The 13,088-nt window shown below is 41.6% G+C and carries 9 protein-coding genes; 2 read left to right on the top strand and 7 right to left on the bottom strand.

Going from position 1 to position 13,088, the window contains the following annotated elements; genetic code table 11:
* Positions 1-7: 7 nt before the first annotated feature.
* Together E7303_RS02025 and E7303_RS02030 are read right to left on the bottom strand one after the other, a co-directional pair.
* On the bottom strand, positions 8-925 hold the full coding sequence (locus E7303_RS02025; protein WP_074885323.1) for a carbohydrate ABC transporter permease: 918 nt from the start codon (positions 923-925) through the stop codon (positions 8-10).
* Positions 926-937: 12 nt separating this feature from the next.
* Positions 938-1,870, bottom strand: coding sequence for an ABC transporter permease (locus tag E7303_RS02030; protein ID WP_074885319.1), 933 nt, complete (start codon positions 1,868-1,870; stop codon positions 938-940).
* A gap of 228 nt (positions 1,871-2,098) precedes the next feature.
* Here E7303_RS02030 and E7303_RS02035 point away from each other — a divergent pair, with 228 nt between their 5' ends.
* The gene (locus E7303_RS02035) at positions 2,099-3,112 is read left to right on the top strand and encodes a LacI family DNA-binding transcriptional regulator (RefSeq protein ID WP_292143608.1); all 1,014 of its coding nucleotides are present in this window, start codon (positions 2,099-2,101) and stop codon (positions 3,110-3,112) included.
* Here the strand turns inward: E7303_RS02035 and E7303_RS02040 are convergent.
* The 5 genes from E7303_RS02040 to E7303_RS02060 all read right to left on the bottom strand — a co-directional run bounded on the left by E7303_RS02040 (position 3,102) and on the right by E7303_RS02060 (position 10,457).
* Entirely contained in the window at positions 3,102-5,570 is a 2,469-nt protein-coding gene (locus E7303_RS02040) for an adenosine deaminase (protein WP_292143609.1), read from the bottom strand. The two genes, E7303_RS02035 and E7303_RS02040, sit on opposite strands and share 11 nt — an antisense overlap.
* 85 nt (positions 5,571-5,655) lie before the next feature.
* Positions 5,656-7,434 (bottom strand): sugar ABC transporter substrate-binding protein, encoded by a 1,779-nt coding sequence (locus E7303_RS02045; protein ID WP_292143610.1) that lies wholly within the window; start codon positions 7,432-7,434, stop codon positions 5,656-5,658.
* 78 nt (positions 7,435-7,512) lie between these two features.
* Entirely contained in the window at positions 7,513-8,439 is a 927-nt protein-coding gene (locus tag E7303_RS02050) for a carbohydrate ABC transporter permease (RefSeq protein ID WP_022772539.1), read from the bottom strand.
* Positions 8,440-8,451: 12 nt separating this feature from the next.
* The gene (locus tag E7303_RS02055; protein ID WP_292143611.1) at positions 8,452-9,360 is read right to left on the bottom strand and encodes an ABC transporter permease subunit; all 909 of its coding nucleotides are present in this window, start codon (positions 9,358-9,360) and stop codon (positions 8,452-8,454) included.
* A 47-nt stretch (positions 9,361-9,407) separates the two neighbouring features.
* A complete protein-coding gene (locus E7303_RS02060; protein WP_074885298.1) occupies positions 9,408-10,457 on the bottom strand; it encodes a LacI family DNA-binding transcriptional regulator in 1,050 nt (349 codons plus the stop codon).
* Positions 10,458-10,696: 239 nt separating this feature from the next.
* Here E7303_RS02060 and E7303_RS02065 point away from each other — a divergent pair, with 239 nt between their 5' ends.
* Positions 10,697-12,703 (top strand): right-handed parallel beta-helix repeat-containing protein, encoded by a 2,007-nt coding sequence (locus tag E7303_RS02065; protein WP_292143612.1) that lies wholly within the window; start codon positions 10,697-10,699, stop codon positions 12,701-12,703.
* The last annotated feature ends 385 nt before the right edge of the window (positions 12,704-13,088 follow it).

Below are 13,088 nucleotides of genomic sequence, written 5' to 3' on the forward strand. Positions count from 1 at the left end.
CCTCCTTTTATCCTTTCACTGCTCCTATAGTTAACCCCTTTACAAAGTATCTTTGTACAAACGGGTAAAGCAACACGATTGGTCCTGTAGCTATTACTGTCATGGACATCTTCATACTCTCGATTGGAATTGACGGAAGAGCAATTCCTGACTTTTCAGCAACTATTCTCATTGCTTCCGCACTTCCCAAAAGTCTCTGCAGGTAGTATTGAAGTGTAAATTTATTTTCGTCAGTCACATATAACATGCAGTTATACCAATCATTCCAGTAAGCCAGCGCTGAGAAAAGAGATAAGGTCGCAAGAAGCGGCTTTGAAAGCGGAATGATAAGTTTTGCAAATATGACCAGATCATTGGCTCCGTCTATCTTTGCTGACTCTGTTATTTCCATAGGCAGCCCTGACATGAATGATTTGGCTATTATCATGTTCCAGACAGAAAACATCAGTGGCAAAATAAGTCCTGCATAGTTGTTTTTAAAGTTAAGATATCTAACACAGAGCAGGTACCATGGAACAAGTCCGCCATTGAACAGAGTTGTGAAGAAATAGAAAAATGCGAACTTATTTCTCCAGGGAAAATCTTTTCTTGAAAGAACGTAGCCTGTCATTGTAGCCAAAAGGACTGATAAAAATGTTCCAACTACCGTAACTCCTATTGTTGTTCCGTATGCCTTAAGTATCGCGATTGGATTTTTAAGGCTGAGCTTATAACTGTCTAAGCTAAAGTTTTCAATTGATGGCAAAAGCGGATAGCCGTTTCTGATAAGTGATGTCTCTGAGGTAAAAGAAGCTATGATTATCAGGTAAAAAGGAATTACACAGATCAGAGCAAAAATACCTATCAGAACAACTCCGACTATATTAACCGCAAGCTCATCTTTACTTAGCCTTCTGCGCTTATTTATAACTACTTGATTTGCCATTTCTACCTCCCATCAGTACAGTGCATAATCTGGATTAGCTTTTTTAACTAAGCCATTGGATATCATTATGGTTATGAAGCACAGCACTGACTGATATAAGCTTGCTGCCGCAGATACTCCGATATCTCCGTTGTCTATGAGGAGCCTGAACACGTATGTATCAATAACGTCAGTTGTTGGCTGAAGCAGTGCGCTTGACCTTACTGTCTGATAGAACAGACCGAAATCTCCTCTGAAGATATTTCCTATTCCCAAAAGAACCAGTATCATCATTGTCGGCATGAGAGATGGGATCGTAAGATATCTTATCTTCTGCCAGGCACTGGCTCCGTCAATTGATGCCGCCTCGAACATTTCCTGGTCAAGACCTGTAATGGCTGCCAGATAAACAACTGAGCCATAGCCTGTCTGCTTCCAAATCTTCAAAAAGATTATTACTATGATCCATGCTGACGGTGTGTTGTAGAGGTCAAATGCATTTGCCCCGAGAGATGTAAGCACGTGGTTAAATACACCTTTTTCATAGTTAAAAATGTTGTACATTATGGCGCCTGCTACAACCCAGCTTATGAAGTAGGGCAAAAACATAAGTGACTGAGTAATCTTTTTAAAGTACTTGGAGAACAACTCGTTGAGCAAAATTGCGCTACCCATTTCAAATAAGACACCCAAAGTTATAAAGGCTATGTTGTAGAGCAGCGTATTTCTTGTAACCATCCCAAGTTTCCCTGAGATCAAAAGAGCTTTGAAGTTATTAAGACCATTCCAGGGAGAAAAGTAAATTCCACCTGCATACTGATATTTTTTGAAAGCCAGGATTATTCCTGTCATTGGAACATAACTGAAAATGATCACATATAAAAGACTCGGTAAAAGCATCAGTAGAAGTAGCCAATGCCTTTTTATTACCTTCATAAACGGAGTCTTAGTTTTACTTTTTTCCATACCCTCTCCCATGTGCAATATTCATAAGTTTTCGAAATTTATGATTATATTTTAGTAATTGTGTCCAAAGTCCTCTAGATGAATAATTTTCAATTAATTCAAAGTTTTTATATCAAATTTACGAATATTTTATATTCTGTGCGCAATTTTGCGCATCATCCGCGCAATTTCAATTTTTTTGCGCAAAATTGATTGTCTTTTTGAATTTGCCAAACTATAATCAAAACTATGGGAAAAGAAATACGGTTAAACGAACTCGCTGAAAAATTGAATATTTCCACCACAACTGTTTCAAGGGCTTTATCCGGAAATGGAAGGGTCTCAGAAGAGACAAGAAAAAAAGTCATTGAAGCCGCCAGAGAAATGGACTATAGCTCTCCATCTCAGAACAGGCAAAAAAATACCACTCCTTCCATAGGAAAAAGTGGTAATGTTGGCGTAGTCTTATCAAGAGATCTTTTGTATGAATCAGAATTTTTTCACCTGTGTCTTCTTGGAGCCGCAGGGGCTCTTGCAGATCACGGCTATGAAACACTTCTGATCCTGTGTAATACCGATGAGTATGAACCTCTTATCCCAGCTGTGGAAAAAGGGGCACTTGACGGCGTGATATATACTCGCGCCATTACTGGTGAAAAGAGCCACTCATATCTTAAAAAGAAAAATATACCTGTTGTAGTTGTAGGTTCCGGAATTAAAAACGCTGTAATGGTTGAGCCTAACACAGCCCTTGCCTGCAGAGAATTAACCTCAAACCTCATGAACAATGGCTGCAAGCGCATCGCCTTTATAGGCGGAAATATGAATTACAACGTCAACGTAAAAAGACTTGAAGGCGTTATGATGGGAATTTCTGACTTCTGCGTCGATCCTGACCCCAATCTTATTTTTAGAGACGTCTCCAATTACAATTCCTGTAAAATAGCTGTAGAAACAGCTGTTCAGCGCCGTTGCGATGGAATAATCTGCTGCGATGATGTAACTGCCGGCTGGTCCTGCGATGCACTTACAAAAATGGGCTTATCTGTTCCGGGTGATGTACTCCTGGCTGCCTGCTACGACAGCAGTGACCTTGCGCACCATTCGCCTTCCATCACCGCCGCTCATTTTGACGCGCGTCAAATGGGAGCCTATGCCGGTGAAGCCATGTATGGTCTTCTTAGCGGCACGGAGAAAAGAACTCTCATAACAGTTGAGCACACCATCCACCTTAGGGAATCCACAAGAGTCTTTACTGTTTGATGGAATTCACCAGATCTTTTTGAATATCATTTAAAAGGTCAACAATGTTTACTTCATCTCCAAAAGTAAACACATATCCATGAAGGGATTTAGCTTTCTGCATCAGGTTTTTGGAGTGCTCCCATACGAATATTGCAGATTTACCCTTTCCATTTTTTGCTTCCTGAATGAGATTTGCAGCAGCACTGTTGCCATCAAAGGCAATAACTGCGGAAGGTCTTCGCTCAAATATCTCGTAGTTGAAGCTCTTATATATTCCCATTCCCTGAGCTTCCGGCGATACTCTTACCTGTACTCCGCAAGCTTTAATTTTATCTATTTCTTTTTTATCCATCAGCGAAGGAACGACACTGTATATCCTGAATCCCTTTTTGTTGTGATTTATAAGGTACTTTTCATACCCGGCCAATTTGTGTCCGATAACAAAGCACACCTCTTCAGGATTTAAGTACTCCATCAGAGAATCCATCTGCTCTGCTGCCTTTTTGCTGACCTTGGTCGCTCTACTCTCAGTGTTAAAGCTTCCTCCAATAAGCACAACCGGGAATCTGTCCCATGTGATCTCGCTGATCTGTTCTTTTAATTCCTGATTAGAATCCAGTTTTGGCTCTTTTTTGGTTTTGCCTTTTGAAATCTTTACAGTCTGCATTTTTTCCAAAAGAACTTCTTCCATGTCTCTGTCTTTTATGAGATCAGCAAAGAAAGCTTTCTTTAAAGAATATGCTTCCTGGGCTTCTTTTATTATCTGCGTCTCAGCATCTTTCATGAGCTGAAGCTCAGCATCAGACAATCCCAGCATTTTTGCCAGTGACAGCTGCTCATCAATTGATGATGTTCCGTACAAAGCCGCTCCATCTGTACCCTGAACACAGCGTATGCCCTGTTTCAGATACTGCTTAAGAGGATGATGCTCCAATGAATTTAAGTTATTAAGTCGCACATTACTTGTGATCTGGAATTCAAGGACGACATTATTTTCCTTAAGCTGCTTTAATACCTCTTTTCCTTTCTTGGAAGAAGGACTATAAGTGTAAAGGCCATGCCCAAGACGCATCCTTGGCATCTTTTGGCCCGGAGCAAGAGAATCTTTTACGCAGGCAATGCTGTGGGCGATATTATCTTTCTGGCTGTCGTTTTCTCCCGCATGGACTCTTATAACAAAGCTAGGGTCCTTGGCTGCGATCTTTACAATTTCCTGGAATGCAGGTTTTAGCGTGATTATGTCATTTATCTCTTCGCCCACAAAATCGCATCCTGCAACATATGGATCAAGCGCTGTAGCTTTCAAAACCTCAAGGTTCTGTTCAATGTAATCAGACGGAGTCACTGCATCTTTTACAATGGTCAGAGGAATTCTACGCATAGCTGCCAGGAACCTGATCATTACGCCGGTTTCACGGTAAATATGAGGCATAACCTCATGAACCTGCCTTAGCATTTCAAGTGACTCATACTTTTTAACAAGAGTAGTATCACTAATCTCTGCGTAATAAACGCCCTGTGCTTTGTAGTTTCTTGCTATCCACAGGAGTTTATCCTGAAAGATTGTATTTTTACAGTAATAAGCATTTTCCTTATCCGTAAGCATCTGCTTAAGATAAGCCTTTACATCTGCATCCGGGATCAGGTCCACACTGTGCAGATTTATTTTTTCTTCGCTCTCTTTTCCCTTGCAAAAGACATAACGATAAAGGTAGACTTTCTCAAGGTTTGTAAATACTGCCTGTCCATCCTTGATAACAGCAAGGGATCCACGGATCTTGACTATGTTCATCTCTGCATTATCAAGGTTATTAAGGATAAGATCTGCAAAATTTATAAAGGTATTGTCATCAATTCGTCTGTTTAGGTACTTGCCCTGAAGTCCTGAAGAAACAAACTGTCTGGCAACCTTTTCTCTCTGAATATTGGCTTTATCCCATTGAGCCTGAGTAAGCTTAAGATCGAGCTTTTTTACATAGTATAGAGGATAGCGTATCTGATGAGCTATTCCCAATGCGATGAGAACATCTCCCGGAAGATTACCATTCATATGCGTGTGAAGATCCGCGCGGAACTTAAGGTCCTTACGAACTCTAGTCTTGAATATAGTCTTGTCCAGTTCCAGCTTAAAATCTTTTGTCTGACTCATAAGAGTTTTGGCAATTGCAGGTATGGTTGCCTTAACAGTGACATGACCATCCGGGTAAATACTGGCTATCTCTGTTCCACCAAGCATGAAAACGTAGCTCTCTGAATTGCAGGAATCCACAAAGCATGGCACTTCACCGCGAATAACAAGCATGTCATTATCCCCCTTGGAAAGAGGAAGTTTGCATATGCTTGCAAGGTTTCGAATAAGGTTCCCTGTGCCGTGATTGGGCGTTGTCAGTACGTAGTACATCTTACCCAGGTCTTTGTACAGGTTTACAATTATATCTTTTTCATTATCCAAAAAGAAACATGTGAAATATGTCATACATTAATCCTCAATAAGCTCAAAAAAAACACTCTATGCTTATATTTTAGCATAGAGTGTTTCTGTATTTTTTGCAATGTTGTTATTACTGTGCTGCTTTTCTTGCCTCAAGCATTGGACCATACTTCTCTGTATCAAATGCTGTAAGGTCTGCCCATCCAAGGCCTTCGAGCTGTGAAGTCATGTCATCCCACTGCTTCTCGAAATCTGCATCATCTGTTGCAAATACCATTCTCCAGGAAGCATCCTTGATGATATCGCCGCACTGCTTACGGATAAGGCTGATATCTGTTGTATCGATTGCAAGTGCAATGTTGATACTTGGAACTACTGTCATCATGTTGTTCTTTAAGAGATATTCAACGTCATCAGCTGCGCCAAACTTCTCTGACCACTCTTTTGTAGTCTTTGTCTCGTTCATCTTGATTGTTGATGACCACATATCTGTTCCATAAGGCTCGTTTGTATCTGGATTAATATCGCAGCTTGCTACGATCCACTGGTTGATCTGGTTGTTACCATCGTTCCAGTTTCCGCCGCCCTGATCTTCAGGAACTGCAACTTCTGCTGAGAATCTATTAAGTCCGTCTTCTGTAAGAACATACTTGCCGTTTTCTACTGTGTAGATAAGGCCTTCTGTACCGCCATGCTGGATCTGTACACCTTCTGGTGAAGCATACCAGTCAAGGAACTCCATAAGTCTTGCAAAGTTCTCGTCTGAAACCTGTGAACCAACTGCGATAACACGTCCGTCACCATAATATGTATCTGATGCCTGGTAGAGGTTTGTATCTGCTACAGGAATCTCGATATAGTTAACACCTTCCTCACCCTTTGAAGGAGTGTTCCAGAAACCATACTGCCAGCTATACCAGTAGAGATATACTCTCTTGTCCTGCATCTTTGAAACCATCATGTTCCAGTCCTGAGTAGCTGAGTCAGGATCTACAAGGCCCATCTTGTTGGCCTGATAGAAGAATTTAAGCATCTTGTAATATGCACCGGCCTTGTCTGTAAGGGGAACGATTGAATTATCTGTTCCGATAAGAACTGATCCGTTTACTTCCTGTCCATACCACTTTGTAAGCTGAGCTACACACTCCATATACTGGCTATCCCAGTCTTTCCAAAGACTGATAGCATATGCAGGATCACCTTTATCGTTCTGTGGATGTGCCTTCTGGATATCTGCAAGGCAGTTAAGAAGGTCATCTGTGTTCTTGAGCTCAGGAGCACCAACTTCATTGTACATATCCCATCCCATACGAGGATATGTGTAAACGTGAAGCTGTTTATAAGCTGTAGGTCCGTTTGTATTCATCTCAAGTGGAATAGCGTAGATCTTGCTGCCATCACCAAGCATTGCGTTAAATGCTTTGATCTGTTCCATATACTTGGAAAGGTTAGGATACTGTGCGATAACATCTGTAAGATCATGGATAAGTCCTGACTCTACGCATTCCTGCATATCAGCGTTATCAAGAATGATCAGATCTCCAAGAGCACCTGCTGCGCAGCGTGTCTGATAAAGAGCTGCTCCATCGCCTGATACCTGTGGTGCAATGATGTTAAGGTTCATGTTGAATTTGTCTTTTACAATCTTGCCATACCAGCCTGACTGTACACCCTGAAAGTTAGCTGCTACATCATAGAAATCTACAGTGTACTCAGAGTCATGTGAAACTTCACTTGCTGCGGCAGTATCCCCACCTGCTGTCTCAGCAGTTGTTGCTGTTTCAGTTTTTGTTTCTGTCTGGTTACTGGTTGTTCCTGTACTTTCTGCTGCTCCGCTTCCGCATCCGGCCAGCATTGATGCTGCCATGACTGTGGAAAGAGCAAGAGAAGCAAATTTCTTAAACTTCATTTTCATTCCTCCTTTTTTAACCTCTTTTAACATTTATATCAACCCAGATGGGCTGTATTCATTACGTTTTGGGTGGCGTTAGCCTTTGACCGCACCAATCATGATTCCTTTTACGAAGTATTTCTGGAAGATTGGGTATACGAGCATGATCGGGAGCACTACGATTACTGTGATGGTCATTCGTACACTGGTTGTGGTCTGCGTTGTGGCTGCTGCAGCAGCAAGGGATGACGTACTTGTGTTACTCTGGGCAAGAGATGCAAGTGAGCTTGCCTGATTCAGGTACTGGTAGAGCACAAACTGCAGTGGATAAAGCTTTGTATCTGTCATAAGAAGAAGCGTATCCTGGAAAGCATTCCACTGACTTACTGCTGAAAAGATTGCAACTGTTGCCATGATAGGCTTGATTACAGGAATTATTATCTTAAAGAACACTGTCAAAACTCCTGCGCCGTCCATCTCGGCTGCTTCCTGCAGTTCTTTTGGCACTGACTCAACAAAGGTCTTGGTCAGAATCAGATTAAAGGGTGATACTATTGCTGGAAGTATGTATCCCCAGAAGTTATTGGTGAGGTGCATGGTCTTCATTACGAGGAACCATGGAATAATTCCGGCATTGAAATACATTGTTGCCACAATGAGTCTGTACCAGAACTTCCTTAGCCACATCTTTTCCTGAGTAAACATGAATCCAAGAAATGCTGAAGCAAATACTGTAAGTGCAGTACCAAGAACCGTTCTCATAAGAGATATCTGAAATGCCCTTAAAAGTCCGTCAATTCTGAAGGCTGACAGATAATTCTTAAAATGAATTCCCTGTGGCCAGAAAAGAATATCTCCTTTGGCGCTCAGGTCATTGGCACTTATTGTGTTGATAACTATGTAATAGAACGGATAAAGACACAGGAAAGCTGCTATAGAGAAAACAATGTAGCAGACAATTTCAACTGTTCTGTCTCCGGCGCTTACTTTTATTGTTGAACCTTTTTCTTTTGACTGTCCCATCTCAAACCTCCATCAAAGTATGCTCTCGCCACGGATTTTCTTTGATGCTCCGTTAACTATGACCAGAAGCACTACGCTTACCAAGCTCTTAAGCATGCTGATCGCAACTGAAACTGAATAACCGCCGCTGCCCATCGCCATGTTGTAAACATAAAGATCAAGAACCTGGATATATTCTTTGTTGAAAGCGTTTTGGAACACGTAATACTGCTCCATTCCGTTGTTGAGGAAGTTAGCTACGTTAAGTACCAGAAGAACAAAATATGTAGGCAAAAGACTTGGAATTGTAATGTGCCATATTATCTGCATTCTGGTTGCTCCATCTACTCTCGCAGCCTGGATCATCTCATCGTCAATGCTTGAAATAGCAGCTATGTACATGATTGCTGCCCAGCCAAGGTTTTTCCATGTGAGCCACAACCACTGTGTAAACCAAACATGGCTTGATGACTGTAAAAAGAGAATTGGCTGTTCAATGAGTCCTGATTTTAACAAAAGAGAATTGAGCATTCCTGTGCTGTTGAACAGTGAAAATGCTATGGAATAAACCATTACCCAACTCACGAAGTTTGGTAGTGTTGTAACTGTCTGTACAAACTTTCTGAATTTCACTCCTCTGATCTCATTGAGAAAAACCGCAAAGATCATTGGAAGCCAGCTGGTTCCAAGTGTTAAGCCACTCATGGCAAAGGTGTTTTTCAGCACCTGAACAATCTGTTGAATTTTAGTCTCACTGTTTACGAGTGATGCAAACCATTTGAATCCTACAAAAGGACAGTTTGCCAAAGTTTTTGGTGGTTTATAATCATAGAATGCATACATCCAGCCATATAGCGGATAGTAGCTAAAGAGTAGAACTAAAATAATAAACGGTAGTACTAATAGAAATAGTTTCAGAGAATAGATCTTCTTTTTTGACACCCCTAATACCTCCCGATGGTTTAACGTTAAACCTTTTAGCAAAAAAATTACTTTTCAGAAACTGATCTTCTTATTATCATCTTGCACGGATACTTGTAAACTTTCGGTTCATCCCCAATTTGCGAATCCCCATTCGCACCTTCAAGCTTATCAAGTAAGAGTTCGGCTGATTTTGCTCCGATTTCTCTAAGCGGTAATTCAGTTGTAGTGAGCTTTGGTCTAAAAAACTCGGCAATACTCTCATTATCAAATCCCGCTACCGAAATATCTTTTCCCACGATCAGCTCTTTTTCCTCAAGATAGTCATATACGCCGCCGGTCATCCTATCTGAAATCCCAAATATTGCTGTTACATTCCGTTCAAGTAATGCCTTGGCACCTTCATGCCCGGCTTTCCTTGACCAGTCGCCATAGTAAACAAGCTTTGGATCAAACAAGAGACCGTTTTCATACATTGCTTTTTGATACCCCATCAAACGCTGCGCTGTATGAATATTGTCCATTCGGCCCCCTATGAATCCTATTCGCTCATGCCCCATTTTTATGAGGTAGGACACCATTTCATAGGAGCTCTTTTCATCATCGATCACCACTGACGGTATGTGTGGCGATTCGGAGTAGGCGTAACACATAACTATAGGAAGATTGAATCCTGCGTTAAATGTTTTTATGATCCTGGCATGTCCTGCAAGATAGATAACTCCGTCTATCTGAGCGGAAAGAATATCTTTTATCACAGGATCAAGGACTGAGTGATACTCATCCTCCTGGCCGTACCAGGTATCGGACCACCTGTCGTAAAGTCTGAGGTTATGGACAACGACCCTGTAGCCCTTTTTTTCGCAGGTCTCCATGATGCTCTCAATCATTGGCGGTGATGTGAACTGCGCGATATCCTCTGCTATTACGGCTATTGTTCTGGTCTTTTTTACTCTAAGCCCCTGAGCAATTGTGTTTGGCTTATAACCAGTTTCTTTTATCACCTGCATTATTCTGTTTTTAGTTTCTTCGCTGGTCTTTGCCTTGCCATTAATAACGTTGGAAACTGTTGTGGCAGACACGTTGCATCTTTCTGCAACCTCCTTGAGTGTCACCATATTACTTCCCCATGTGTGATTTGTAGTAAATCGTTAAACATATGTATATTATTACGCTTGCGTCACTTTGTTGTCAATACTTTTTGTGCAATAACACCAAATTGATTGATAATTGTGCCATTTTTTGTGCAATTGTCATTGACTTTTAGGGCTTTCAATCATAGTATAAATACATATTTGATGTTAATCGTTAAACAAAACTAAACTTTATTGTCTACTTTGTATGAAAGGAGTTTTTTATGATCTACTATGTTGACGCCAATGCGTTTCGCGATGGAGACGGAAGCATAAACCGCCCATTTAAGTGCATTGGTGCGGCTGCAAATATAGCGCAGCCTGGGGATGAAGTCGTTGTTAAGCCAGGTATCTATAGAGAATACGTTGCTCCTAGAAATGCAGGAACATGTGAAGCTCCTATAGTTTACCGTTCTGAAACTCCTCTTGCTGCTGTTATCACAGGTGCTGAGGAAGCCAAAAACTGGAAAAAGGTTAAGGGAAATCTCTGGAAAACTACTGTTAAGAATAGTATCTTTGGAGATTACAACCCATACACTACAAGAGTTTACGGAGACTGGTATTTTGCCCCTATCGTAAGGCATACCGGAGCTGTCTTTATCAATAACAGCATGATGTTTGAAACTACATCTCTCGCAGAATGTCAGAAAGGAAAACCGGATCCTTTAGCATGGGATCAGGAAGCCGCAAAATATCTCTGGTACACAGAGCAGGATGGCGATGAGACAGTTCTGTATGGTAACTTCCAGGGCCTTGACCCCAATAAAGAAAATGTGGAATTTTTAGTAAGACGAAACTGCTTTATGCCTGAAGAAAACGGCATAAATTACATAACTGTAAGTGGTTTTACAATTTGTAAGGCTGCTACAACCTGGGCTCCACCTGCTGCTTACCAGGATGGCATGATAGGCCCTCACTGGAGCAAAGGCTGGATCATTGAAGATTGCGAGATTTACGGAAGTAAATGCTGTGGAATCTCTCTCGGAAAGTATCTTGATCCGGAAAATGATATGTACTTCACCAAGAGACACGTTAAGAGCCCAACACAGATGGAAAGAGATGCTGTCTGTCGTGGCCAGTACCATGGTTGGTTAAAAGAAAACATCGGCCATCATCTGATCCGTCGCTGCCACGTTCACCACTGCGAGCAGACAGGTATCGTAGGTAGAATGGGAGCTGTATTCTCAACTATTGAGGACTGTGAGATTCACGACGTCTGCACTTCTCAGCTGCTTGGCGGCGCTGAAACAGCAGGAATCAAGCTTCATGCAGCAATCGATGTGACAATCAGAAGAAATCACATCCATCACAGCATTATGGGTGTATGGCTTGACTGGCAGGCACAGGGTGCACGAGTAAGCCAGAATCTTATGCACGACAACACCAGACCTGATGGCGTAAAGCAGGGTCCCGGTGCAATGTTTAACACTGACGTATTTATAGAGGTTGGCCATGGCCCTACTCTTATTGATAACAATATTCTGCTCTCACCTGTTGCTATCACTATTCCAAGTGAAGGAATCGCAGTTCTGCACAACCTTATCCTTGGCGGTTTCAGCCTGATAAATTCTGGAGTAGACAGTATCATAAACGGCCAGCGTGAACCAAGATATACTCCTTACCACATTCGTCACCGCACCGAGGTTGCCGGCTTTATGACAATCCTTCATGGTGACGACAGGATCTACAATAACATCTTTGTTCAGCAGCACAAAATTGATGACAAAAAGAAAACTGCTGCAGATGCTGACTACAAGACTGTTGGAACTGCCCCATTTGATATCTTCCCAACTTATGAGGAATGGGCTGATCAGTTTGACCTTGAAAAAGACCCTGATATGGGCCATCTTGCAGAAGCTCACTTTGGTCACCTCCCTGTATGGGTTGATGGAAATGCTTACTTCAATGGAGCAACTGTTTATAAGAAAGAGAAGAATAAGCTTGTAGATAAGAAGACTAAAGTCGCTGTAGAGCTAAAGGAGAAGGATGGCAATTATTTCCTTAAGACAAACTACGACAAGCTTCTTAAAGACTTTAATTGTGGTATTTTAAGCACAGAATGTCTTGGAGTTGCTTTTGAACCGGAGCAGAAATTTGAAAATCCCGATGGCACACCTATTACATTTGATCGTGACATCCTCGGAAATCACCGCTCATCCACAACCATCCCCGGTCCACTAAGCACCACTTCCTCTAAAGAACTCCTCGTGTGGAAACCACTACTCTTCTAAAGAGGGACGCAGATTGGCCATGAGCATAGGCATAGCTCTGCTGTTCTTCATGCACAAATAGTACTATCTTCAGCAGTAAATAGAAAAATTCTGTGGTGACCATAGCTTTAGATAGAGCGATTTAGTATAAGCAAAAGAGACAGTTGATACAAAATAAACGCCTCATTTCCTGTTTTGAATAATCATGAAAGGAAATGAGGCGAATTATTTTGTATTTACTGTCTCTTTGCGAATACTACCAGAGCTCTATATGAAGCTATGGCACCATTGAATTTTGTTTAAATCAAAGAGCTGTGTGGCATGTACGAGCGATAACGTCGAGCTGCTGCTCCTTAGTAAGGTTGATGAACTTAACAGCGTATCCAGATACACGGATAGTGAAGTT

The organism is Butyrivibrio sp. (assembly GCF_015056685.1).
GTDB lineage: Bacteria > Bacillota > Clostridia > Lachnospirales > Lachnospiraceae > Butyrivibrio.